Annotated in this window: 20 protein-coding genes and 1 pseudogene; 5 read left to right on the top strand and 16 right to left on the bottom strand. The window is 70.5% G+C overall.

Features of this window, described 5'->3' with window-relative positions:
- The first annotated feature begins 35 nt into the window (after window positions 1-35).
- Window positions 36-1,270, top strand: a pseudogene (locus AQJ67_RS04060) (cytochrome P450).
- Between the two features lie 8 nt (window positions 1,271-1,278).
- Here AQJ67_RS04060 and AQJ67_RS04055 read toward each other — a convergent pair.
- The 3 genes from AQJ67_RS04055 to AQJ67_RS04045 form a co-directional block, all read right to left on the bottom strand.
- The gene (locus AQJ67_RS04055; protein WP_062716557.1) at window positions 1,279-2,004 is read right to left on the bottom strand and encodes an SIR2 family NAD-dependent protein deacylase; all 726 of its coding nucleotides are present in this window, start codon (window positions 2,002-2,004) and stop codon (window positions 1,279-1,281) included.
- A 93-nt stretch (window positions 2,005-2,097) separates the two neighbouring features.
- Window positions 2,098-2,592: an NUDIX domain-containing protein gene (locus AQJ67_RS04050; RefSeq protein WP_062716556.1), complete on the bottom strand. Its 495-nt coding sequence runs from the start codon at window positions 2,590-2,592 to the stop codon at window positions 2,098-2,100.
- 43 nt (window positions 2,593-2,635) lie between these two features.
- Complete coding sequence (locus tag AQJ67_RS04045; protein ID WP_062716555.1) at window positions 2,636-3,727, bottom strand: ADP-ribosylglycohydrolase family protein; 1,092 nt, start codon at window positions 3,725-3,727, stop codon at window positions 2,636-2,638.
- Between the two features lie 159 nt (window positions 3,728-3,886).
- Here AQJ67_RS04045 and AQJ67_RS04040 point away from each other — a divergent pair, with 159 nt between their 5' ends.
- Complete coding sequence (locus AQJ67_RS04040) at window positions 3,887-5,005, top strand: glycerate kinase (protein WP_062716554.1); 1,119 nt, start codon at window positions 3,887-3,889, stop codon at window positions 5,003-5,005.
- A 295-nt stretch (window positions 5,006-5,300) separates the two neighbouring features.
- On the opposite strand, the gene pssA is transcribed toward AQJ67_RS04040, so the two are convergent.
- The 10 genes from pssA to AQJ67_RS03990 all read right to left on the bottom strand — a co-directional run bounded on the left by pssA (window position 5,301) and on the right by AQJ67_RS03990 (window position 16,752).
- The gene (gene pssA, locus AQJ67_RS04035) at window positions 5,301-6,119 is read right to left on the bottom strand and encodes a CDP-diacylglycerol--serine O-phosphatidyltransferase (RefSeq protein WP_062716553.1); all 819 of its coding nucleotides are present in this window, start codon (window positions 6,117-6,119) and stop codon (window positions 5,301-5,303) included.
- 22 nt (window positions 6,120-6,141) lie between these two features.
- Complete coding sequence (locus tag AQJ67_RS04030; RefSeq protein ID WP_048579466.1) at window positions 6,142-6,798, bottom strand: phosphatidylserine decarboxylase; 657 nt, start codon at window positions 6,796-6,798, stop codon at window positions 6,142-6,144.
- Between the two features lie 170 nt (window positions 6,799-6,968).
- A complete protein-coding gene (locus tag AQJ67_RS04025; RefSeq protein ID WP_062716552.1) occupies window positions 6,969-8,174 on the bottom strand; it encodes an acyl-CoA dehydrogenase family protein in 1,206 nt (401 codons plus the stop codon).
- A gap of 2 nt (window positions 8,175-8,176) precedes the next feature.
- Window positions 8,177-8,689 (bottom strand): MaoC family dehydratase, encoded by a 513-nt coding sequence (locus AQJ67_RS04020; RefSeq protein ID WP_062716551.1) that lies wholly within the window; start codon window positions 8,687-8,689, stop codon window positions 8,177-8,179.
- 5 nt (window positions 8,690-8,694) lie between these two features.
- Window positions 8,695-9,654: an HpcH/HpaI aldolase/citrate lyase family protein gene (locus AQJ67_RS04015; protein ID WP_062716550.1), complete on the bottom strand. Its 960-nt coding sequence runs from the start codon at window positions 9,652-9,654 to the stop codon at window positions 8,695-8,697.
- Entirely contained in the window at window positions 9,651-11,699 is a 2,049-nt protein-coding gene (locus AQJ67_RS04010; RefSeq protein ID WP_062716549.1) for a protein meaA, read from the bottom strand. The genes AQJ67_RS04015 and AQJ67_RS04010 overlap by 4 nt, the downstream gene beginning before the upstream one ends.
- 31 nt (window positions 11,700-11,730) lie before the next feature.
- Complete coding sequence (ccrA, locus tag AQJ67_RS04005; RefSeq protein WP_062716788.1) at window positions 11,731-13,074, bottom strand: crotonyl-CoA carboxylase/reductase; 1,344 nt, start codon at window positions 13,072-13,074, stop codon at window positions 11,731-11,733.
- 461 nt (window positions 13,075-13,535) lie between these two features.
- A complete protein-coding gene (locus AQJ67_RS04000) occupies window positions 13,536-13,754 on the bottom strand; it encodes a hypothetical protein (protein WP_062716548.1) in 219 nt (72 codons plus the stop codon).
- A gap of 183 nt (window positions 13,755-13,937) precedes the next feature.
- Complete coding sequence (locus AQJ67_RS03995) at window positions 13,938-14,750, bottom strand: TetR family transcriptional regulator (RefSeq protein ID WP_062716787.1); 813 nt, start codon at window positions 14,748-14,750, stop codon at window positions 13,938-13,940.
- A 184-nt stretch (window positions 14,751-14,934) separates the two neighbouring features.
- Window positions 14,935-16,752 carry a 3-hydroxyacyl-CoA dehydrogenase family protein gene (locus tag AQJ67_RS03990; protein WP_062716547.1) on the bottom strand — a complete coding sequence of 606 codons (1,818 nt, stop codon included), beginning with the start codon at window positions 16,750-16,752 and terminating at the stop codon, window positions 14,935-14,937.
- Between the two features lie 378 nt (window positions 16,753-17,130).
- Between AQJ67_RS03990 and AQJ67_RS03985 the strand changes: the two genes are divergently transcribed.
- Complete coding sequence (locus AQJ67_RS03985; protein WP_062716546.1) at window positions 17,131-17,706, top strand: adenylosuccinate lyase; 576 nt, start codon at window positions 17,131-17,133, stop codon at window positions 17,704-17,706.
- A 17-nt stretch (window positions 17,707-17,723) separates the two neighbouring features.
- Here AQJ67_RS03985 and AQJ67_RS03980 read toward each other — a convergent pair whose 3' ends face one another.
- The 3 genes from AQJ67_RS03980 to AQJ67_RS03970 all read right to left on the bottom strand — a co-directional run bounded on the left by AQJ67_RS03980 (window position 17,724) and on the right by AQJ67_RS03970 (window position 21,094).
- The gene (locus tag AQJ67_RS03980; RefSeq protein ID WP_062716545.1) at window positions 17,724-18,281 is read right to left on the bottom strand and encodes a GNAT family N-acetyltransferase; all 558 of its coding nucleotides are present in this window, start codon (window positions 18,279-18,281) and stop codon (window positions 17,724-17,726) included.
- A gap of 55 nt (window positions 18,282-18,336) precedes the next feature.
- Window positions 18,337-19,896 carry an alpha/beta hydrolase gene (locus AQJ67_RS03975; protein WP_062716786.1) on the bottom strand — a complete coding sequence of 520 codons (1,560 nt, stop codon included), beginning with the start codon at window positions 19,894-19,896 and terminating at the stop codon, window positions 18,337-18,339.
- A gap of 154 nt (window positions 19,897-20,050) precedes the next feature.
- Complete coding sequence (locus AQJ67_RS03970; RefSeq protein WP_062716544.1) at window positions 20,051-21,094, bottom strand: Rv2578c family radical SAM protein; 1,044 nt, start codon at window positions 21,092-21,094, stop codon at window positions 20,051-20,053.
- A 193-nt stretch (window positions 21,095-21,287) separates the two neighbouring features.
- Between AQJ67_RS03970 and AQJ67_RS03965 the strand changes: the two genes are divergently transcribed.
- Both AQJ67_RS03965 and AQJ67_RS03960 read left to right on the top strand, forming a co-directional pair.
- Window positions 21,288-21,731 carry an SRPBCC family protein gene (locus AQJ67_RS03965; RefSeq protein ID WP_062716543.1) on the top strand — a complete coding sequence of 148 codons (444 nt, stop codon included), beginning with the start codon at window positions 21,288-21,290 and terminating at the stop codon, window positions 21,729-21,731.
- Between the two features lie 146 nt (window positions 21,732-21,877).
- Window positions 21,878-24,274, top strand: coding sequence for an MFS transporter (locus tag AQJ67_RS03960; RefSeq protein ID WP_062716542.1), 2,397 nt, complete (start codon window positions 21,878-21,880; stop codon window positions 24,272-24,274).
- Window positions 24,275-24,299 lie beyond the last annotated feature (25 nt).

Raw genomic sequence — 24,299 nt, 5'->3', positions numbered from 1 at the left:
AAGGACACACGGCCACAAGGACTTGAGGACTCGTCATGACCCCATCCCTGGTGCACCGGATCCTGGACCACGCCAACCGCGCCGACCCCTACCCGCTCTACGAGGAGCTGCGGAAGACGCCGGTCCACCACGAGGACGACGGGCCCTATGTCGTCAGCACCTACTACGAGATCCGCAGCCTCCTGCACGACCCCCGGATCAGCTCCGACGTCCGCAACCTCGCCTCGCACGCCGCCGACCCGCTGGCCGAGGCGTCCCCGGAGGAGGGCGCCCTGCCGCCGGGCTTCCTGAAGCTGGACCCGCCGGAACACGACCGGATGCGTCGGATGACGAACCGCCCCTTCGGCCCGCCGCACTCGCCCCACCGGGTCGACGGGATGCGCCCGGAGCTCCACGACATCGTCTCCGGCCTCGTCGACGGCATCGGCGACCCGGGCCGTATCGACCTGGTGGAGCAGTTCTCGTACCCGTTCCCGGTGACGGTGATCTGCCGGCTGCTCGGCGTGCCCCGCGAGGACGAGGCGCGCTTCCACGTCTGGGCGGACACCCTCGCCGCGAGCCTGGACCCCGACCCGGACGCGGACCCCGCCGAGCGGGGAAAGGTCACGCACGACGCCCGTATGCAACTGGGCATGTACCTGGCAGACCTGATCGAGGAACGCCGCCGGAACCCCGGCGACGACATGCTCTCCCAACTCGCGACGGCCAAGGGCGACGACGGCCCGATGAGCACGATGGAGCTGCTCAGCACCGCCGCGCTGCTGTTGATCGCGGGGCACGAGACCACCGTCAACCTCATCACCAACGGCATGCTGACCCTGCTGCGCCACCCCGACGTCCTGGAACGCCTGCGCCGCGACTCCCGCCTGTCCGTGCCCCTCGTCGAGGAACTTCTCCGCTACGAGCCCCCGTGCAACTGCTGCCCCAGCGCACCCTCCTCACCGACATCGAGGTCCGGGGCGTCACCATCCCCAAGGGCGCCCCCCTCTGGCTGGTCCTGGCATCGGGCAACCGCGACCCCCGGCGTTTCCCGGACCCGGACCGCTTCGACCCGGACCGCCCGGACATCCAGCACCTCGGCCTGGGCAGCGGCATCCACAGCTGCTTCGGCGCCCCGCTCGCCCGGCTGGAGACCCAGCACGCCCTGGCGGAGCTGGCCCGCAGACTGAAGAACCCCCGCCTGCTTGAGGACCCGCCCCCCTACCGCCAGAACGCCGTGCTGCGCGGCCCACGGCACCTGCACATCGCCTGTGACGGGATCCGCCCCTAGCTGCTCGGTTACGTGCCGAGCCGGCGCAACAGCTTCGGCAGCGCGGTCCCGATCGGCTCCCGCACGACGTCGTCGGCGCGTTCGTCGTACGGCGTCGGCTCGGCGTTGACGATGACCAGCCGCGCCCCGTGATCGGCGGCCACGCCGGCCAGCCCGGCGGCGGGCTGCACCTGCAGACTGGTGCCGACGGCGATGAACACCTGGCACGCCTTGGTGATCGCGACCGCCTCACCGAGGACCACCGGATCGAGCCGCTCGCCGAACATCACCGTCGCCGACTTCAGGATCCCGCCGCACTCCAGACACGGCGGATCCTCCTCACCGGCCTCGACCCGCGCGAGGGCGTCCTCCATCGGCCCGCGCGCATGACAGTTCGTGCAGACCACACTCCGCGCGCTGCCGTGCAGTTCGAGCACCTTGCGGGCGGGCATCCCGGCGAGCTGGTGCAGCCCGTCCACGTTCTGCGTGATCACCCGCACCGGCACCCCGGCCCGCTCCAGCTCGGCGACCGCCCGGTGCGCCGCGTTCGGCTCGGCCTTCAGCGTCCGGTTCTTGCGCCGCATCTGCCAGGAGCGCCGCCGGATCTCCGGATCGCCCATGTAGTACTCGTACGTCACCAGCTTCTCGGCCTCGGGATCGCGCCGCCACAGCCCGTTCGGGCCGCGGTAGTCGGGGATTCCGGAGTCGGTCGAGATACCGGCGCCGCTGAGAAGGGCGACGAGGGGCTTGGTCATGGTGCCGAGGGTAGGACGGCGCCGTACGGGCGGCGAATGGATATTCGAGCGGCCCGGTAGGGCGCCGGCGTCCGCGCCCTGCCCGCCCCCGCGTCAGCCCACCCGGTGACCGTTCTCCAGCTCCACCGTGCCGCCGCCGTCCGCGAGGACGTCCAGTGCGGCCAGGACGCGGCGGCCCAGGGCACCGGGCAGATGGCCGGTGATCTCCTCGCGCGGCACGAGCCGCCAGGACAGCAGCTCCTCCTCCTGCAACCGGATCGCCTTGAAGTCGTCCTCGCCGAGGACTCCGCCGTCGTACAGATACGCCACCAGCGGCGGCCGCCCCGTCCCGTGCACCCAGTCCACCGCGAGCAGCCGGCCCAGCTCCACGTCCAGGCCGATCTCCTCGGCCGTCTCCCGGCGCGCGCCCTGGCGGGGCGTCTCGCCGTCGTCGGACTCGATCGTGCCGCCCGGAAGCGCCCAGCCCTCACGGTAGTTGGGCTCCACGAGCAGCACCTGGCCCTCGGCGTCACGGAAGAGGGCGGCGGCACCGGCGAGAACACGGGGGAGCGAGGCGACGTACGCGGCGAAGTCTGGCGTGGAGGTCATTGCCGAAGCGTAACCAGCCCGCCGACCACGCCTCCACCACCGGTCAACCCGCCGCCGAGGCCTCGGTACCCGCCTCCGCCAGCCGCACCGTCCGCTCCGCCAGCTCGCTGATCCGCGCCCCGTCGAACCCGAACACCGCACTGCGGACCGTGTCCTCCAGCGGCTCGGTCCACTGGTCCGGGATCGCCTGCGCCCCGGTCAGCACACCAGCGACCGAGCCGGCCGTCGCCCCGTTGGAGTCGGTGTCCAGGCCGCCGCGGACGGTGAGCGCGATGGTGCGGGTGAAGTCGCCGTCGCCGTACAGCAGCCCGGCGGTGAGCACGGCGGCGTTCGGGACGGTGTGGATCCAGCCGAGCCGGGCGGTCTCCTCGGCGACCGTGGTGAGCGTGTCCTCCCAGCTCATCCGGGTGCCATGGAGCGACACGACCCGCCGTACGGTACGGGCGAGGCGGCTGCTCGCCGGGATCACGGCGAGCGCCTGGTCCACCGCATGCCGCACGGTGGGCGCGGTGAACGCGGCCGCGATCAGCCCCGCCGCAAACATCGCGCCGTACACACCGTTTCCGGTGTGCGACAGCACCGCGTCCCGGCGGGCGAGGGAGGCGGCGCGGCGCGGGACGCCGGGGCAGGTCCAGCCGTAGATGTCGGCGCGGATCAGGGCGCCGATCCACTCCTGGTAGGGGTTGTCGTACGTCGCGGTCAGCGGCGGTTTCAGCCCGTTGGCGAGGTTGCGGTACGCGGCCCGCTCCGCCGTGAAGGTCTGGAGATACGGCAGCCGCAGCAGCCACAGATCGCCGACCTGCTCGGTGCTGAAGCCGAAGCCGTGGGTCTCCAGGAGGTCCAGTCCGAGGATCGCGTAGTCCACGTCGTCGTCGCGGCAGCTGCCGTGGATACGGCCGCGCACGCACTGCCGCCACTCGGGCCGCAACCGCAACCCGTCGTCCTCGCTGACCGGCTCGGGGAGGTAGTCGGTGAGGGGCAGGGCGGCGGCCTGCCGCAGATACTGATCGATCCGGTCCCGTGTCCACAGGTCGCCCTGCTCGACCGGTTTGCCGAGCATGTTGCCCGCGATCCGGCCCAGCCAGCCTCCGAGGATGCGGTCGGCGAGCTCCGGCTCAGTGCCCACAGGGGTCATAGGACCGGTCTACCCAATTCCGGCAGCGGTCGCTCGGGGTTCTCAGGGTCCGGGCAGCGCATGACGTCATGGGCCTCCTCCGGTTAAGGTCGCAGCGGCGCGACTGGCCTTGGCGTGCGCGAGGCCCGGAGAGCAAGGGGATAACAGGTGACACAGCGCGTGCTCATCGCCGCGGACAAGTTCAAGGGGTCGCTGACGGCCGTGCAGGTCGCCGAGCGGGTGACGGCCGGTCTGCGCCGGGTCGTGCCGGACGTCGTGGTCGAGGCCATGCCCGTCGCGGACGGCGGCGACGGAACCGTGGACGCGGCGGTCGCGGCCGGCTTCGAACGCCGCGAGGTCCGCGTCGCCGGGCCCCTCGGGGACGAGGTGACGGCGGCGTTCGCGCTGCGCGGCGACACGGCGGTCGTGGAGATGGCGGAGGCCAGCGGCCTCCAGCGGCTGCCCGCCGGCGTCTTCGCGCCGCTCACGGCGTCCACCTACGGCTCCGGCGAGCTGCTGCGCGCCGCGCTGGACGCGGGTGCCCGCACCATCGTGTTCGGGGTCGGCGGCAGCGCCACGACCGACGGTGGCGCCGGGATGCTGACCGCGCTGGGCGCCCGCTTCCTGGACGCCGACGGGGAGCCCGTGGCGCCGGGCGGTGGCGGTCTGGGCGATCTGGCCACGGCCGACCTCTCGGGTCTTGACCCGAGGCTCGCCTCCGTCGAACTGGTGCTCGCCAGCGACGTCGACAATCCGCTGACCGGGCCGAAGGGCGCGCCCGCGGTGTACGGCCCGCAGAAGGGTGCCTCGCCGGACGACGTCGAGGCGCTGGACGCCGCGCTCGCCCACTTCGCGAAGGTGCTGGAGGGGTCGGTCGGCCCCGAGGCGGCCGAGCACGCCGCCTCGCCGGGCGCGGGGGCCGCGGGTGGCATCGGGTACGGCGCCCTGCTGATCGGCGCGGGCTTCCGGGCCGGGATCGAGGTCATGCTCGACGTCCTCGGCTTCGCGCCCGCCCTGGAGCGGGCGGACCTCGTCATCACCGGCGAGGGCTCCCTGGACGAGCAGACCCTCCACGGCAAGGCCCCCGCCGGGGTCGCCGCCGCCGCCCGCGCGGCCGGCAAGGAGGTCGTCGCCGTCTGCGGCCGCCTCGCACTCCCGCCGGACGCGCTCGGCCGTGCCGGGATCCGGCGCGCCTACCCTCTGACGGCGATCGAGCCCGACGTCGCCAAGTGCATCGCGGACGCCGGCCCCATCCTGGAACGCTCGGCAGAACACATCGCCCAAGACTTCCTGTCCTAGCCCAACCTTCCCTTCGCCCCCGCCGCCCCTACCCGTCCCATCCCTGGGGGCTGCCGCCCCCAGACCCCCGCTTCGGCCCTTCGGGCCTCGTCCTCAAACGCCGGACGGGCTGAAAGATCCAGCCCGGGCCGGTATATCCAGCCCTTCCGGCGTTTGAGGAGCGGGGTCTGGGGCGGAGCCCCAGAAGGATGGGACGGGTAGGGGCGGCGGGGGCGAGAAGAACGCGGGCGCCCCCGGCGGTGGGCATGCGAAAGGCCCCGGACCAGACCGGCCCGGGGCCCCACCCAGCGGAGCGCTACGGCAGCTGCGCCGCCCGCGCCTCCCGCCGATTGTCACGGAAGTTGTTCACCCGACGAGCAGTGGCGAACAGCGGAATCACCGCGCCCATCACCAGCTGAAGAGCGCAACCCGTCTGCAGCAGAAGCTGCCCGCTCGGGGCGTCGAAGGCCCACGCGGCCAGCAGCCCCATCGACACGACGATCCAGGACAGCATCGCCACCGCGAGCCGCCCACGCGGCTTCGGGTACTCGACCCGGCTCACCATCAGCCACGCGGTCCCCAGAATCGCCAGCAGCGTCGCCACGAAGGGCAGCTCAAGCAGCACGATCGAGACCACCGTCAACGCCCCGAACGGCGAGGGCATGCCCTGGAACATGCCGTTCGGGACGGTCACACACGAGAACCGGGCGAGTCTCAGCACCACGGCGAGCAGAACGACGATCGCGCCGACCGCCGCCACCCGCTGGTGCGCGTCGTCGGCGACCATGCCGTACACGAGGACGAAGTACGCCGGCGCCAGCCCGAAGCTGATCAGGTCGGAGAGGTTGTCCAGCTCCGCGCCCATGGGGGAGGACCGCAGCTTGCGGGCCACCAGACCGTCGAACAGGTCGAAGACCGCCGCGCACAGCATCAGGATGACCGCCGTGGCCGCACTGTGGCGGGCCATGCCGGTCTCCTGGCTGCCGGTGAGGTGCGGGATCAGGATGCCGGTGGTGGTGAAGTACACCGCCATGAAGCCGCACGTCGCGTTGCCGAGCGTCAGGGTGTCCGCTATCGACAGGCGCAGAGAGAGAGGCATCTCCTCCTCTTCGTCGACCTCGTCGGCCTCGGGCACCCAGCCCGGCTGTGTCTCAGGATCAATCACGGTCAATGCGAGTCACCCCAGCCACGGTCTTCTGCCCGACCTCGACCGCGACCTCCACGCCCTCGGGCAGGTAGATGTCGACACGCGAGCCGAAGCGGATCAGACCGATACGGTCGCCCTGCTCGACCTTCGTGCCCTGCGGGATGTAGGGGACGATGCGGCGGGCCACCGCGCCGGCGATCTGGATCATCTCGATGTCACCGAGTTCGGTGTCGAAATGCCAGACTACGCGCTCGTTGTTCTCGCTCTCCTTGTTGAACGCCGGAACGAACCCGCCGGGGATGTGCTCCACGGACGTCACCGTGCCGGAGAGCGGCGCGCGGTTGACGTGGACGTTGAGCGGGCTCATGAAGATCGCGACGCGGGTGCGGCCGTCCTTCCACGGCATGATGCTCTGCACCACACCGTCGGCGGGCGAGATGACCCGGCCCTGGGCGATCTCGCGCTCGGGGTCGCGGAAGAACCACAGCATGCCCGCCGCGAGCGCGGTGGCGGGCACGGCCACGGCCTTGGCGACGCCGGAGCGGCGAGCGCGGGCCAGGCTGAGGGCTGCGGTGGCGACGGTCGGGAGAAGCCACGGCGATGCTCCGCGCGCGAGGCGTACGCCGGCCCGGCTGTCGCGTGGTGCAGAGGTTTGGCTGTGGGGCATGGATGACCTTCGTAGCGGATGATGCCGCGCTTCGACGGGGGACGGCGGCTTTCCGGGGATCGTACCGGTCGCGGGCCGCAACTGGGCAAGCCAGGAAGCCGAGTCGGCGGCTGAAGAGTGTTGACGGGGTGTGATCTTCTTCTCGAAGAAAACACCCCGAACCCGGACATCTAGCCCTGGAAGCGATACTCTTCGAGCAACCTGCGACCGATGATCATTTTCTGGATCTCGGCGGTACCTTCACCGATAAGCAGCATCGGAGCCTCTCGGTAGAGGCGCTCGATCTCGTACTCCTTGGAGAAGCCGTAGCCGCCGTGGATCCGGAAAGCATCCTCCACGACCTCCTTGCAGTACTCGGAGGCGAGGTACTTCGCCATCCCAGCCTCAAGGTCGTTTCGTTCCCCGGAGTCCTTTTTGCGTGCCGCGTTCACCATCATGGCATGGGCCGCCTCGACCTTGGTAGCCATCTCGGCCAGCTTGAACTGGATGGCCTGGTGCTGGGCGATCGGTTTGCCGAAGGTGTGCCGCTGCTGGGCGTACTGGACACCGAGCTCGAACGCACGCTGAGCGACGCCACAGCCACGCGCCGCCACATTGACGCGCCCGACCTCGACGCCGTCCATCATTTGGTAAAAACCTCGGCCGGTGACGCCGCCGAGTACACGATTGGCCGGAATGCGCAGGCCGTCCATGATGAGCTCGGTCGTGTCGACGCCCTTGTAGCCCATCTTGTCGATCTTGCCCGGGATAGTGAGGCCCGGACGGACCTCTCCGAAGCCCGGCTCCTTCTCGACGAGGAAGGTCGTCATCGACTTGTGGGGCGCGGTGCCCTCGGGGTGTCCTTCGTCACTTCGGACGAGGACGGCGACCAGAGACGACGTTCCGCCGTTCGTCAGCCACATCTTCTGGCCGTTCAGGACGTACTCCTCGCCGTCCTTCACCGCCTTCGAGGTGATGGCCGACACATCGGAGCCCAGGCCCGGCTCCGACATCGAGAAGGCGCCGCGGATGTCGCCGGCCGCCATGCGCGGCAGGAAGTGGTCCTTCTGCTCCTGCGTGCCGTGCTGCTTGAGCATGTACGCCACGATGAAGTGCGTGTTGATGATGCCGGACACCGACATCCAGCCGCGGGCGATCTCCTCGACGCACAGGGCGTAGGTGAGGAGCGACTCGCCCAGGCCGCCGTACTCCTCGGGGATCATCAGGCCGAACAGGCCGAGTTCCTTGAGGCCGTCGACGATCGCTTGCGGGTACTCGTCGCGGTGCTCCAGCTCGGTCGCGACCGGGATGATCTCCTTGTCCACGAAGTCGCGGACGGTGGAGAGGATCTCCTGCTGAATGTCGGTCAGACCGGCGGTCTGGGCGAGGCGCGCCATGGCTACTTCTCCTGCTGCTTCAGTTCGGGGCGGCCGGGCTGCTCGCCGCCGCGCTCCTTGATGTACGTCTCGGTCGGCACCATGACCTTGCGGCGGAACACGCAGACCAGCGTGCCGTCCTGCTTGTAGCCCTTGGTCTCGACGTAGACGATGCCGCGGTCGTTCTTCGACTTCGACGGCCACTTGTCCAGCACGGTCGTCTGGCCGTAGATCGTGTCGCCGTGGAAGGTCGGCGCCACGTGCTTGAGCGACTCGATCTCCAGGTTGGCGATCGCCTTGCCGGAGATGTCCGGGACGGACATGCCGAGCAGGAGGGAGTAGATGTAGTTGCCCACGACGACGTTCTTGCCGAAGTCCGTCGTCTTCTCCGCATAGTTCGTGTCCATGTGGAGGGGGTGGTGGTTCATCGTGAGGAGACAGAACAGGTGGTCGTCGTACTCCGTGACCGTCTTGCCCGGCCAGTGCTTGTACGTCGCCCCGACCTCGAACTCCTCGTAGGTGCGTCCGAACTGCATCGCGCTCAGGCCTCCGGGATCTCGAACTTCGACGTGCGCTGCATACCCGCCGCACGTCCCTTGCCGGAGATGACCAGCGCCATCTTGCGGCTGGCCTCGTCGATCATCTCGTCGCCGAGCATCGCGGAGCCCTTCTTGCCGCCCGCCTCGGACGTGTAGTAGTCGTACGCGTCCAGGATCAGCTCGGCGTGGTCGTAGTCCTCCTGGGAGGGCGAGAAGATCTCGTTGGACGCCTCGACCTGGCCCGGGTGCAGCACCCACTTGCCGTCGAAGCCGAGCGCGGCGGCGCGCTGGGCGACCTCGCGGTAGCCGTCGATGTTGCGGATCTGCAGGTAGGGGCCGTCGATCGCCTGGAGGTTGTTGGCGCGGGCCGCCATCAGGATCTTCATCAGGATGTAGTGGTAGGCGTCCGCCGGGTAGCCGGGCGGCTGCTCGCCCACGACCAGCGACTTCATGTTGATCGACGCCATGAAGTCGGCCGGGCCGAAGATGATCGTCTCGACGCGCTGGGACGCGGTCGCGATCTCGTTGACGTTGTTCAGGCCCTGGGCGTTCTCGATCTGCGCCTCGATGCCGATCTTGCCGACCTCGAAGCCCATCGTCTTCTCGATCTGGGTCAGCAGGAGGTCGAGCGCGACGACCTGCTGGGCCGTCTGGACCTTCGGCAGCATGATGCAGTCGAGGTTCTGCCCGGCGCCCTCGACGACCGTGACGACGTCGCGGTACGTCCACTCGGTCGTCCAGTCGTTGACGCGCACGACCCTCGTCTTGCCGGTCCAGTCACCCTCGTTGAGGAACTTGACGATGGTGTGCCGTGCCTCGGGCTTGGCGAGCGGCGCGCACGCGTCCTCCAGGTCGAGGAAGACCTGGTCCGCAGGGAGGCCCTGAGCCTTCTCCAGGAAGCGGGGGTTCGAGCCCGGCACTGCCAGGCAGGAGCGCCGCGGGCGGAGACGGTTGACGGTCATGCGGGGACCTCCAGAGGGTCGAGCTTGTTCGCTTTCCGGATCTCGTCGACGATGCGGCCGATGATTCCGGTGATGTCGAAGTCCTTCGGGGTGAAGACGGCGGCCACACCGGCGGCCCTGAGCTGCTCGGCGTCACCATTCGGGATGATGCCACCGGCGATCACCGGTATATCTGTGGCACCGGCCACACGGAGCCGATCCAGGACGTCCGGCACCAGCTGAGCGTGCGATCCGGAGAGGATCGACAGGCCGACCGCGTGCACGTCCTCCGCGAGGGCCGCGTCCACGATCTGCTCGGGCGTCAGCCGGATGCCCTGGTAGACCACCTCGAAGCCGGCGTCACGCGCGCGCACCGCGATCTGCTCAGCGCCGTTGGAGTGCCCGTCCAGGCCCGGCTTGCCAACCAGGAAGCGGAGCTTGCCGACGCCCATGTCCTTGGCGGTCAGGTCGACCTTGCGGCGGACCTGCGACAGGGCCGAGCCCTCCTCGGCGGGGATCGCCACCGGCGCCGACGACACCCCGGTCGGCGCCCGGAACTCGCCGAACACCTCGCGCAGCGCCCCGGCCCACTCGCCGGTCGTGACGCCGGCACGGGCGCACTCCAGGGTGGCCTCCATGAGGTTCCCGGTGCCCTTGGCGGCCTCCTTCAGCTTCTCCAGCGCCTTGCACGGGCGCGGGTGGTTGAAGGGCGGCTGGTAGCGGGTGTCGCGCCAGTTCTGCAGACCCGCGATCACCCGGGCCTCGACCGCCGGGTCGACCGTCTGGATGGCCGTGTCGAGATCGGCGGTCAGCGGGTTCGGCTCGGTGCCCTCGAAGGCGTTGACACCGATGATCTTCTCCTGGCCGGACTCGATCCGGCCCCGGCGCTCGGCATGCGAGGCGACCAGCTGGGACTTGAGGTAGCCGGACTCGACGGCGGCCATCGCGCCGCCCATCTCCTGGATGCGGTCGATCTCCGCGAGCGAGGCCTCGACCAGCTCGTCCACCTTCGTCTCGATCACCTTCGAGCCCTCGAAGATGTCCTCGTACTCCAGCAGATCGCTCTCGTACGCCAGCACCTGCTGGATCCGCAGCGACCACTGCTGGTCCCAGGGCCGGGGCAGGCCCAGCGCCTCGTTCCAGGCGGGCAGCTGCACGGCACGCGCGCGTGCGTCCTTCGACAGGGTCACGGCCAGCATCTCGAGCACGATCCGCTGGACGTTGTTCTCCGGCTGCGCCTCGGTCAGACCGAGGGAGTTGACCTGGACGCCGTACCGGAAGCGGCGCTGCTTGGGGTTCTCGATGCCGTAGCGCTCGCGCGTGACCTGGTCCCAGATCCGCCCGAACGCCCGCATCTTGCACATCTCCTCGATGAAGCGGACGCCCGCGTTCACGAAGAAGGAGATACGGGCCACGACGTCCCCGAACTTCTCGGCGGGGACCTGCCCTGAGTCGCGCACGGCATCGAGAACCGCTATCGCGGTGGACATCGCGTACGCGATCTCCTGGACCGGCGTGGCGCCCGCCTCCTGCAGGTGGTAGCTGCAGATGTTGATCGGGTTCCACTTCGGGATGTGGGAGACCGTGTACGCGATCATGTCCGTCGTCAGCCGGAGTGAGGGCCCCGGCGGGAAGACATGGGTTCCCCGCGACAGGTACTCCTTGACGATGTCGTTCTGGGTCGTGCCCTGGAGCTTGGTGATGTCCGCGCCCTGCTCCTCGGCGACGACCTGGTAGAGCGCCAGCAGCCACATGGCGGTGGCGTTGATCGTCATCGAGGTGTTCATCTGCTCCAGGGGGATGTCCTGGAACAACCGGCGCATGTCACCGAGGTGCGCGATCGGCACGCCGACCCGGCCGACCTCGCCGCGGGCGAGGATGTGGTCGGAGTCGTAGCCGGTCTGCGTGGGCAGGTCGAAGGCCACGGAGAGCCCTGTCTGCCCCTTGGCGAGGTTGCGCCGGTACAGCTCGTTGGACGCCTCGGCCGTGGAGTGACCGGCATAGGTCCGCATGAGCCACGGCCGGTCCTTCTCCCGCTTGCCTTCGGCGGGCTGACGCTCAGTCATCTATGACCTCGGGTGTCTCAGATGTCGCGGATCAGATGTTGCGGAAGCGGTTGATGGCGTCGACGTGCTTGGCGCGCATCTCCTCGTCGCGCACGCCGAGACCTTCCTCGGGGGCCAGGCAGAGCACGCCGACCTTGCCCTGGTGGAGGTTGCGGTGCACGTCGTAGGCCGCCTGGCCGGTCTCCTCCAGGGAGTAGACCTTCGACAGCGTCGGGTGGATCTTGCCCTTCGCGATCAGCCGGTTGGCCTCCCAGGCTTCGCGGTAGTTGGCGAAGTGCGAGCCGATGATCCGCTTCAGGGACATCCACAGGTAGCGGTTGTCGTACTCGTGCATGTAGCCCGAGGTCGAGGCGCAGGTGGTGATGGTGCCGCCCTTGCGGGTGACGAAGACCGACGCGCCGAAGGTCTCGCGGCCCGGGTGCTCGAAGACGATGTCGATGTCCTCGCCGCCGGTGAACTCGCGGATGCGCTTGCCGAAGCGCTTCCACTCCTTCGGGTCCTGGGTGTTCTCGTCCTTCCAGAACTTGTAGCCCTCGGCGTTGCGGTCGATGATCGCCTCGGCGCCCATGGACCGGCAGATCTCCGCCTTCTGCGGCGAGGACACGACACAGATCGGGTTGGCGCCGCCGGCCAGGGCGAACTGCGTGGCGTACGAGCCGAGCCCGCCGCTCGCGCCCCAGATCAGGACGTTGTCGCCCTGCTTCATGCCGGCGCCGTTGCGGGAGACCAGCTGCCGGTACGCGGTCGAGTTCACGAGCCCCGGAGCGGCGGCCTCCTCCCAGCTCAGGTGGCCCGGCTTCGGCATCAGCTGGTTCGACTTGACCAGGGCGATCTCGGCGAGGCCGCCGAAGTTCGTCTCGAAGCCCCAGATGCGCTGCTCGGGGTCGAGCATCGTGTCGTTGTGGCCGTCGCTGGACTCCAGCTCGACGGACAGGCAGTGCGCGACGACCTCGTCACCGGGCTTCCAGGAGTTGACGCCCGGGCCGGTGCGCAGGACGACGCCCGCGAGGTCGGAGCCGATGATGTGGTACGGCAGGTCGTGGCGCTTGGCGAGGTCGCTGGTGCGGCCGTAGCGCTCGAGGAAGCCGAAGGTGGACAGCGGCTCGAAGATCGAGGTCCACACCGAGTTGTAGTTGACCGAGGAGGCCATGACGGCCACCAGGGCCTCGCCCGGGCCGAGCTCGGGCAGCGGCACCTCGTCGAGGTGGATCGACTTGCGCGGGTCCTTGTCGCGGGTCTGCAGGCCCGCGAACATCTCCGTCTCGTCCTTGTGCACGGTGATCGCGCGGTACGACTCGGGGAGCGGCAGAGCGGCGAAGTCGGCCGGCGTCGATTCCGGCGACTGGATCGCGTCCAGAATGTCCTTCACGGTCACGGTGTTGCCTCCGGCGGTGAGCACCCTGAGGGAGGGGTGCTGAGGGTTACGTCGGTGCTGCTGAGGGTTTTTGGGTCGGGTGCCGTCGGTTCGGCTGGTGATGCTGTTCGGCAGCGCTTTGTGGCGCGGGAGGTTGCCTGTGACGCAGGCGCCGGGCGCGCAGACCCCGGGAGGGGTTTGCGGGGACAGCCGACGTACGAAAGGTCTCTGCACGCCGGCCGCCCGGACTCCTTCAACGTATGGCACGGCGTGTCACCTGGCAAGGCACCGAGTGCCAGAACTTGCTCTCAGATGAAATCTTTACGTAACAAATGAGCGATGATCGATCAAAGCTACTCGCGAGTAGGCATCAATCGGGCGCTATCGGTCGCCGTCCGCCGTCCGCCGTCCGCCGTCCGCCGTCATCCGGAGGCACGAAAAAGCCGCCCCCGTCAGGGGGCGGCTCGTGTCGGGGGTCCGGACTAGGCGCCCAGGCCCAGCAGTGCCACCTGCAGCGGAAGCGCCGGCTCCTCGGGGAGGGCGGGTGGCTCCTCGCCGCGGCCCGTGTGCGTGGGCGGGACGGCGCGCAGGCCCTTGATGCCGTCGGCGGCCCACTTGGCGTCGGTCGCGGGGAGGGACAGGGTCATGCGCCGCCCGTCGGCCAGCGTGGCTTCGAGTTTGGTCGGGTCGTTCGCCTGCATGGCATCTCACTTCCGTCGCGCAACCATGGAGATCGTGCCTCGACATGGAGGACGGACGCGCCCGCGCGATGGTTCCCCCGAGGGGATTTCCTGAGGTACCTCTGAGGTTCCCCCCCGTCCCCCGTCCCCGTCCCCGTCCCCGTCGTCCCCGGCCCCACGCACCCCGCCCCGCGCCCTTGGGTCCTAGGCCCGCTCCTTCAGCGCCTGCTCGATCGTCCGCATCACCTCGTCGAGCGGCGCGTCGGTCCGGGCCACCGTCACCAGCACCTCGCCCTGCGAGGCCACGGAGGCAGGCGCCGTGCGCGGGGCGGTGTCCCGGCCCGCCCCGATGCCCGTGCCGAACGTCCTCCGTACGATCGCGAAGGCGTGGTCAAGCTGTGCCTCGACGTCGCCCTGGCCGCCGGCCCGCAGCCAGCGCCGCAGGACGTGGTTGTGGGCGGTGACCACGGCGGACGCGGCGACCTCCGCCAGCAGCGGGTCGTCGTTGGCGTCGTCGTCGTGCGCGTGCTCGTCGAAGTGGCCGAGGAGATAGCGGGTGAAGAGGCGCTCGTAGCGGGCCACCGACGCGATCTCCGCCTCGCGCAGGGTGGGCACCTCGCGCGTCAGCTTGTAGCGGGCGACCGAGATCTCCGGCCGGGCCGCGTACATCCGCATGACTTCCTTGATGCCACGGCACACCGTGTCGAGCGGGTGCTCATGGGCCGGGGCGGCGTTGAGCACCGCCTCGGCGCGGATCAGGGTGTCGTCGTGGTCCGGGAAGATCGCCTCTTCCTTGGAACGGAAGTGGCGGAAGAACGTGCGGCGCGCGACCCCGGCCGCGGCCGCGATCTCGTCGACGGTGGTCGCCTCGTACCCCTTGGTCGCGAACAGCTCCATCGCCGCGGCCGCCAGTTCGCGGCGCATCTTGAGCCGTTGGGCGGCCGCGCGACTGCCGGCGGCACTTTCCGGCGCGTCGGACGTGGCTGGTGTACGTGAGGACCTGGCGGGCTGGGACATGACCCGAACGTACTGCATGTGCGCAGCTTGATGCGCATGCACGGGGTTTCCCCCGCCCTCGGCGGGCGGGGGAGGGCCGGGTTCGGCGGCCGGGGCCGAGCCGTGCAGGGAGGCCGGAAGCGGGCTGCCGGGGTCCAGCAGCCCGCCCCACTCCTGACCCGCCCCGAACCAGTCCCCGGGCCGCTCAGCGCCGGGCATATTCGCGGAAGCCGCGGCCGGTCTTGCGGCCGAGGCAGCCCGCGGCCACCAGGTGCTCCAGGAGCGGCGACGGGGCGAGGCCCGGGTCGCGGAACTCGCGGTGCAGGACCTTCTCGATCGCCAGGGAGACGTCGAGACCGACGACGTCCAGCAGCTCGAACGGACCCATCGGGTAGCCGCCGCCCAGCTTCATCGCCGCGTCGATGTCGTCGAGTGTCGCGTAGTGCTCCTCGACCATCTTGATCGCGTTGTTCAGGTACGGGAACAGCAGCGCGTTCACGATGAACCCGGCACGGTCGCCGCAGTCCACGGCGTGCTTCCTGATCCGGCCGCAGACCTCGCGGACCGTGGAGTGGACGTCGTCGGCGGTGAGCACCGTCCGGACGACCTCGACCAGCTTCATCGCCGGCGCCGGGTTGAAGAAGTGCATGCCGATCACGTCCTGCGGACGCGAGGTGGCACGGGCGCAGGCGACGACCGGCAGCGAGGAGGTCGTGGTGGCCAGCACCGCGCCCGGCTTGCAGACCTTGTCCAGCGTCGCGAACAGCTGCTGCTTGATCTCCAGGTCCTCGGCGATGGCCTCGACGGCCAGATCGACGTCGGCGAACGCGTCGTACGAACCCGCCGTGGTGATCAGGTCCAGGGTCTGCGCGGCGGCCTCGGCGGTCATCCGCCCCTTGTCGACAGAGCGCGAAAGCGACTTGCCGATACGGGCCTTCGCGGCCTGCGCCTTCTCCTCGCTGCGGGCGGCCAGCACGACCTCGTACCCGGCCTTGGCGAAGACCTCCGCGATCCCGGACGCCATGGTGCCGGAGCCCGCGACACCCACCGAGCGGACCGTACGTCCGGGCGTGAGGGCGGCGCCGTCCAGCGGCGTCAGCGCGTCCCGCACGACGGTGGCGCTGCCCGGCGCCTCGTACGTGTAGAAGCCGCGGCCCGACTTACGGCCCGTCAGGCCCGCCTCGCTGAGCTGCTTGAGGATCGGCGCGGGGGCGTGCAGCCGGTCGCGGGACTCGGCGTACATGGCCTCCAGGACCCGGCGCGCGGTGTCGACGCCGATCAGGTCGAGCAGGGCCAGCGGCCCCATCGGCAGGCCGCAGCCCAGCCGCATCGCGGCGTCGATGTCCTCGCGGGAGGCGTACTTCGCCTCGTACATCGCGGCCGCCTGGTTGAGGTAGCCGAACAGCAGCCCGTCGGCGACGAACCCGGGCCGGTCGCCGACCGCGACGGGCTCCTTGCCGAGGTCCAGGGCGAGGTTGGTGACCGCGGTGACGGCGGCCGGCGCGGTCAGCACGGACGAGACGACCTCGACCAGCCGCATCGCGGGCGCCGGGTTGAAGAAGTGCAGTCCGAGCACGCGCTCGGGGCGGGCCGAGTCGGCGGCCAGCCGCGTGACCGACAGGGCGTTGGTGCCGGTCGCCAGGATGGTCTCGGGGCGCACGATCCCGTCCAGCTCACGGAAGATCTGCTGCTTGATCTCGTACGACTCCGGCGCCACCTCGATGACCAGGTCCGCGTCGGCCGCCGCCTGAAGGTCGGTGAAGGTGCGGACGCGGGCGAGGGCCTGAGCGCGCTCCTCCTCGGTCAGCCGGCCGCGCTCCACGGCACGGGCGGTCGAGGACTCCAGGGCGGCGACGGCCTTGGCGGCCGCGGCCTCGCTGATGTCGATACCGATGACCTCGCGACCGGCCTTGGCCAGGATCTCGGCGATGCCGGTGCCCATGGTGCCGAGGCCGACGACGGCGACGGTCTTGAGCGGGGACAGAGGTGTGTCGGACGAGGTGTCGGACAGGGGAGTGGCCATCGCGGGACTCCAGGAATGAGGGTGACGACTGGAAACGCCCCCGGGTGCGCCGAGCAGGCGCACCGGGTGCGGAAAGGAGTGAGTGCGGGTGTTGTTGCCGGGCTTCTGGCGCACACGCCCGGTGCCGTCGCCGGGCGCGTGCACACGCGCCGGGGAACGGCGGATCCGACCGGCCCTGTCCCGGAGCCGCGTCGTACTGAGGTACTCGAAGTACCGAACCGACAACACTCGCGGCGGCTGCGTCACCAGGCCGCTGCAAGCAAATCCACGAGTGGGTGACTCGCTCGTATGAGCTTAACCGGTGGGTAACGAGCGCGCCAGACCTTGTCTTTGTGATGTAGGTCCCGTGAGGCGGGCCGCTTGCATACGCTCGGCTTCATGGACGAAGAGTTGCGATCACTCACGGAGCGCTTACGGCAGGAGTCCGGGGCGTCGGCCGCGTACGAGCATCTCGCGGCGACCGGGGACCTCGACGAACTGGCGAGCGTGCTGACCGCGCCCGGACAGCCGCTGTGGGCCAGGGAGCTGGCCGCGTTCCGGCTGGGCCTGGCGGGCGACCGGCGGGCCTTCGAGTCCCTCGTCCTGCTGCTCAACCATCGCGATCCGGAGCGCTGCGTCTCCGCCGCCCACGCCCTCGCCCGACTCGGCGACCCGCGCACGGCCCGCGCGGCGGCGGCCCTCGCCACCAACGAACTCCGCGTCGCCTACGCCCTGCTCCCGGTCCGCCTCCTGGTCGAACTGCGCGCCCCCGAGGCCGTCCCCGCCCTGATCACCACCCTGGAACGCCGGCTGCGCCCCCATGACCCCTACCGCCGGGTGGCCCTCGCCTGCGTGGAGGGCCTCGGCACCCTCGGCGACAGCCGCGCCAGACGGGTCCTGAACGAGGCCCTGGCCCATCCGGCGCTGGCGCAGGCGGCGGTCCGGGCGCTGGCGCGGATCCCGGGACAGCGATGAGCCGCCCGACGGCGACCTCAGGCCGGCCCCAACTCCCGCGCGTAGCGCACCTCGGGCACCGCCACCCCCTCCACCTCGAACGGCTCCTCGGCGCCGTCCGGCCGGAACCCCGCCCGTTCGTAGAAGCGCCGGGCGCGGGCGTTGCCCTTGAGGACCCAGAGGAGCATGCGGGGGTGGCCGGCGGTCGTACAGCGGCGTAGCGACTCCTGGAGCAGGGACCGTCCGATGCCGTGGCCGTACTGCCCGGGGTCCACGTAGATCGCGTACAACTCGGCGTCCTCGGTGCGCACTTCGCCGTCGCGGTACGGGCCGTGGCAGGCCCAGCCGACGACCCGTCCGTCCCGCTCGGCGACCAGGTCGGCCACGCTGCCGTCGGCCTGCGAGAGGTGGGCGCGGCGGCGCTCCGCGTCGTGGGTCACGTCGAGGGCGTCCAGGTACGACTGCGGCACGAGGCCCTGGTAGGCGCGCTGCCAGCCGCCGATGCGGATCTCGGCGACACGGTCGCAGTCGGACAGGGTCATCGCGCGGACCCGGGTCGGTGTACCGGCGTCGTGCGCGGCGTCTACGTCGTTCATGCCGGGCACCGTAGACGCCGCCCGTCCGCGTCCGCCTCCGATTAACCGGCCGTGCTCAGTGCCGGAAACCGATCAGCTGGTGCAGTTCCGCGCCGCGGGTCGACGTGGACGCGACCTTGGAGCTCAGCGGCTTCGGGTCGGGCCGGGCCTCGCACACCGCGTCGACCGCGCCCGCGCCGCGCGGCACGGTGCCGTCGGCCAGGTAGGCCGCGAGGTGCCGGTCCAGGCAGGGGTTCCCGCCCAGGGTGATGCCGTGGTTGCCGCCGCCGCGCTCCACCACCAGGCTGGAGCGGGCCAGCTGCCGGTGCACCGTGACGGCACCCTGGTACGGGGTGGCCGCGTCGCCGGTCGACTGGAACAGCAGCACCGGCGCCACCTTGCCGTTGGCGATGCTCACCGAGGGCAGCGAGGTCTTCGGCCAGAACGCGCACGGCGCGTTGTACCAGGCGTTGTTCCAGGTCATGAACGGCGCCTTCGCGTACACGCTCCAGTTGTCCGCCCGCCACCGGTGCCAGTCGCGGGACCAGGCGGCGTCCCGGCACTGCACGGAGGTGTAGATGCTGTAGCTGTTCTCGTCGGACGCGTCCGAGGCGCCGAACTTCTCGTACGCCTTGATCAACGGACCGGCGTCCCTGCTGTTCGCGTACGCCGCGAACGCCTCGGCGAGATAGGGCCAGTAGCCGTTGAAGTAGCCGCCGGGAAGGAAGGTGTCCTCCAGTTCGGAGGCGCCGACCTTGCCGCCGGCCGGCGCGTTGCCCAGGGCCGCCCGCATCGCGTACCACTTGGCCTCGACCCTGGCAGGGTCGGCGCCGAGCCCGTACGTCCTGTCGTGCCGTGCGGTCCACGCCAGGAACGCGCGGTGCCGGTCGTCGAAGGCGACGTCCTGCGCGAGGTTGGCGTCGTACCAGACGCCGGTGGGGTCGACGACCGAGTCCAGTGCCGCGCGCCGCACCCGCTCCGGGAAGAGCTTGGCGTAGACCGTGCCGAGGTAGGTGCCGTACGAGTAGCCGAAGTAGCTGATCCGCCGTGCGCCGAGTGCCGCGCGGATCCGGTCCATGTCGCGTACGGCGCTGAGGGTGTTGATGTACGGCAGCACGTCCGCGTACTTCTCACCGCAGGCCCGCGCGAAGGCCTTGGCCCGCTGGAGGTTGGCCCGCTCGATCTGAAGGGTGCGGGGCACGGAGTCCGGGCGGACGGGGGCGAAGTAGCCGGGGTCGCAGTTGAGGGCGGGCTTGCTCCTGCCGACTCCGCGTGGGTCGAAGCCGATGACGTCGTACTGGGCCGCCACTTCCTTGGGCAGCGCGGCGGCCACGAACCCGGCGAGCGTGAGGCCGCTGCCGCCGGGGCCGCCCGGGTTGACCAGCAGCGGGCCCTGGTACTTCTTCGCGGTGTGCGGGACGCGGGACAGCGCGAGGGTGATCCGCCGGCCGTGCGGGTCGGCGTGGTCGAGGGGTACGTCGAGGGACGCGCACTGGAGCGTCGGGTACTTGGTGGTGCCGCACTTCTTCCAGGCCAGGGGGCCGGCCTGGGCGGTCGCCGTGGCGGCGGGGGCGGCCGTCACGCTTCCGGCCAGGACGACGGCGGCGCCGCACAGCAGGGCTGCGCGTTTTCCCATGGGGTCCTCCCGGGACGGAGCGTTCCGGACCGCGAAGGCCACGGTCCTGGCCGCATTCATCCCGGAACAGGCGCCTGGAAGAACTGTTTCTGTTCAGACTTGACCCTATTGGATCGCAGATGCCCTCCAATGCGCGCTCAGGTCTCCAACGCCTTCAGAGCAGGGAGAGCTGGGTCGGTTCGGACCGCGTGTGCCCGGCCGGCTCCGGTTCGGGCTCGCGGATCCGGCGCGGCATCCCCGCGCGCGTGGGGCCGATGCCGTACTCCTGCGCCAGGTCGTGGACCTGACGGGTGACCCGGCGCTGATACCACTTGGGCGCGTAGGCGCCGTCGGCGTACAGGCGCTCGTAACGGCGCACCAGATGCGGGTGCTCGCGGCCGAGCCAGGCCATGAACCACTCGCGCGCCCCCGGTCGCAGATGCAGCACCAGCGGCGTGACCGAGGTCGCCCCCGAGGCGGCTATCGCCCGCACGGTGGCTCGCAGTTGAGCCGGCTGGTCGCTCAGGAACGGGATCACCGGCGCCATCAGCACCCCGCACCCGAGCCCGTGCTCGGCCAGGGTCCGTACGACGTCCAGGCGCCGCTCGGGCGCGGGCGTGCCCGGCTCCACGGTGCGCCACAGCTCGGGGTCGACGAAGCCGACCGAGACGGAGATGCCGACGTCGGTCACCTGGGCGGACTGCTTCAGCAGCTCCAGGTCGCGCAGGATCAGCGTGCCCTTGGTCAGGATCGAGTACGGGTTGGCGTGGTCGCGCAGGGCGGCGAGGATGCCCGGCATCAGCCGGTAGCGGCCCTCGGCCCGCTGGTAGCAGTCGACGTTGGTGCCCATCGCTATGTGGTCGCCCAGCCAGCGGCGCGAGGCGAGCTGGCGGCGCAGCAGCTCCGGCGCGTTCACCTTGACCACGATCTGGGAGTCGAAGCCGAGGCCCGTGTCCAGGTCGAGGTAGCTGTGGGTCTTGCGGGCGAAGCAGTACACGCACGCGTGCGAGCACCCCCGGTAGGGGTTGACCGTCCACTCGAAGGGCATCCGCGAGGCGCCCGGCACCCGGTTGACGATCGAGCGGGCCCGGATCTCGTGGAACGTGATCCCGGCGAACTCGGGCGTGTCGAAGGTGCGGGTGACCACGGCGTCCGCGCCGAACAGCGCGGAGTCGGCCCGGCTGTGATCGGACTCCAGGGTGAGGTTCTCCCAGCGCATGGTGCCTCCTCGGTAGCACGGGGACCCACAATGGAACACATGTTCCCTTGATCGTGCGACCTGTCTCCCCGCTTCGTTTCCGATCACTGCGCGACCGCTTCCGTGAGTGGATCGGGACCCCGATTTGGGCGCTCCGGCGGCGGGGTGGTTGGCTTGCTCCAACCCCCGAGAAATCAGGTCCTGGAGGAAGTCAATGGCGCAGGTCGAGGCCACTACGGAGCGGGTCGTCGCGGCGGACGCGGAGAAGGTGTTCGACGCCCTCGCCGACTACAGCGGCACGCGGCAGAAGGTCCTGCCCGAGCATTTCAGCGAGTACGAGGTGCGTGAGGGCGGCGACGGCGAGGGCACGCTCGTCCACTGGAAGCTCCAGGCCACCAGCAAGCGCGTGCGCGACTGCCTCCTGGAGGTCAGCGAGCCCACCGACGGCGAGCTCGTCGAGAAGGACCGCAACTCCTCCATGGTCACCACCTGGCGGGTCACCCCGGCCGGCGAGGGCAAGTCCCGGGTCGTCGTCACCACCACCTGGCAGGGCGCCGGCGGTATCGGCGGCTTCTTCGAGAAGACCTTCGCGCCCAAGGGCCTCGGCCGCATCTACGACGCGCTGCTCGCCAACCTCGCCACCGAGGTCGAGAAGTAAGTCCCCGGTGTGCGGAGGCCCTTGGCCTCCTCACCGGTTCGGGTGGATCTCGGTCGTGTCCGGGACGGCACCGTAACTCGCCGTGCTTGCTCGTAGTTGTCGCCTAATGCGGGAAATGTGAGCAGGTACGGCGAGGGGAGCGGTCCGTGGGCGGCGCGACTTTGGTGCAGGACGAGACCGTCACCGCACCTCCTCCACCGGCTCCGCCCCAGGACGCCGAGCCCCGGCTCAGCCCGCGCCGGGTGCGCCTGGTCTTCTTCGGGCTGATGCTCGCGCTGCTGCTGGCCGCGCTGGAGCAGATGATCGTCGCCACCGCGCTGCCGAAGATCGTCGGCGAGCTGCACGGCCTGGACAGGATGTCCTGGGCGATCACCGCCTACCTGCTCACCGCCACCGTCGGACTGCCGATCTACGGCAAGCTCGGCGACCTCCTCGGCCGCAAGGGCGTCTTCCAGTTCGCGATCGTCGTCTTCGTCATCGGCTCCGCGCTCGCCGGACGGGCCGAGACCATGGACCAGCTGATCGCCTACCGCGCGGTCCAGGGCGTCGGCGCCGGCGGGCTCATGATCGGCGTCCAGGCGATCATCGCCGACATCGTCCCGGCCCGGCAGCGCGGCCGCTACCTGGGCCTGATCGGCGCCGCGTTCGGCCTCGCCTCGGTCGCCGGACCCCTGCTCGGCGGCTACTTCACGGACCACCTCTCCTGGCGCTGGTGCTTCTACGTCAACGTCCCCTTCGGCCTGGTCACCCTCGCCGTCGTCGCCGTCGTACTGAAGCTGCCCAAGCCGAAGGCCAAGGCCCGCCTCGACGTCCTCGGTGCCCTGCTGCTCGCCGTCGCCTCCACCTGCCTGGTGCTGCTGACCAGTTGGGGCGGCACCGAGTACCGCTGGGACTCCCGCGTCATCCTCGGCCTCGGCGCCGGAGCGGCCCTCGCCACCGTCCTCTTCCTCGTGGCCGAGCACCACGCCGCCGAACCCCTCATCCCGCTCAGGCTGTTCAGGGACTCCGTCTTCAACGTCACCGGACTCGTCGGCCTGGTGATCGGCGTCGCCCTGTTCGGCGCCGCAAGCTACCTGCCGACCTACCTCCAGATGGTCGAAGGCGCCACGGCCACCGAGTCGGGCCTGCTGATGCTGCCCATGATGGGCGGCATCGTCGGCGCCTCCATCGTCTGCGGCCAACTCATCAGCCTCACCGGCCGCTACAAGATCTACACCGTGCTCGGCAGCGCGCTCTCGGCCGTCGGCATGTGGCTGCTGTCCCGCCTCGAAGTGGACACGCCCCGGCTGCACTACAGCCTCTGGATGGCCGTACTCGGCGCCGGCATCGGCATGGTGATGCCGGTCCTGATCCTCGCCGTGCAGAACTCCGTGCGCCCCACCGACCTCGGCACCGCCACCAGCGCCAACAACTACTTCCGGCAGATCGGCGGCAGCGTCGGCGCCGCGATCTTCGGCACCCTCTTCGCCGGCCGGCTCGCCGACGCCCTGGCCGAACGCCTGCCCACGCGCGCGGGCGCCGAGCTGCCCGACCCCGAGTCCATCACCCCGCAGCTCGTCCACACCCTGCCCTCGGCGCTGCGTGAGGACTACATCCAGGCCTATGCCGACGCCATGCCGAGGATCTTCCTCTACCTCGTGCCGGTGCTCGTCCTCGGGCTGCTCGTCGCCTTCTTCCTCAAGGAGACCCCCCTGTCGACCGATGCAGCGTCCCACAACGCCCCGGCCCCGGAGACGGACGCGGCGCCGGTGAACCCCTCGATTCCGCAGGCCCGTTCGCAGTACGCCGCCGACGTCCCCGTCCGTGGCACCGTCCAGCATCCCGACGGGACGTTCGTCCGCCACGCGGCGCTCACCCTCATCGACATCACCGGGCAGCAGGTCGGGCGCGGCGCGAGCGGCGACGACGGGCGGTACGCCCTGGCGACGCCGGGTCCGGGCTCGTACGTCATGATCGCGGCGGCGGGCGGCCACCAGCCGCAGGCCGTCTCCGTGACCGTCGGCGACGGCCCCGTCGAACTGCACATCGTCCTCGGCGGCGCCGGACGCCTCGCCGGCCGGGTGCTCACCCCGGACGGCACCCCCGTGGACGCCACCGTCACGCTCACCAACGTGCACGGCGAGGTCGTCGCCACCACCCGCAGCGGAAGCGAGGGCGGCTATGTCATCACCGAACTCGTCGCCGGCGAGTACACCCTCGCCGCGAGCGCGTCCGCGTTCCGTCCGGCCGCCGTCCCCGTCACCGTCAAGGCCGCACGGGAGACCCGCCAGGACATCGAACTCGCCGGCGGCGCCCTGCTGCGGGGCACCGTGCGGGCGGGCGGCGGGCGCCCGGTCGAGGACGCGCGCGTGACCCTCCTCGACGTGGCGGGCAACGTCCTGGACACCCTCACCACGGGACCGGACGGCACCTTCCGGTTCGTCGACCTGGCCACCGGCGAGTACACCGTCATCGCCACGGGTTACCCGCCGGTCGCCACCGTGCTCCAGGTCGCCGGAGGGGGCCGTACGGAACGCGATCTTCAGCTCGGGCACGAGGACTGAGCCGACGTCCGGAACCCGGGTCTGT

The sequence above is a fragment of the Streptomyces caeruleatus genome (genome assembly GCF_001514235.1).
GTDB classification, from domain to species: Bacteria; Actinomycetota; Actinomycetes; order Streptomycetales; family Streptomycetaceae; genus Streptomyces; species Streptomyces caeruleatus.
This window is presented reverse-complemented; position numbering and strand designations above follow the sequence as displayed.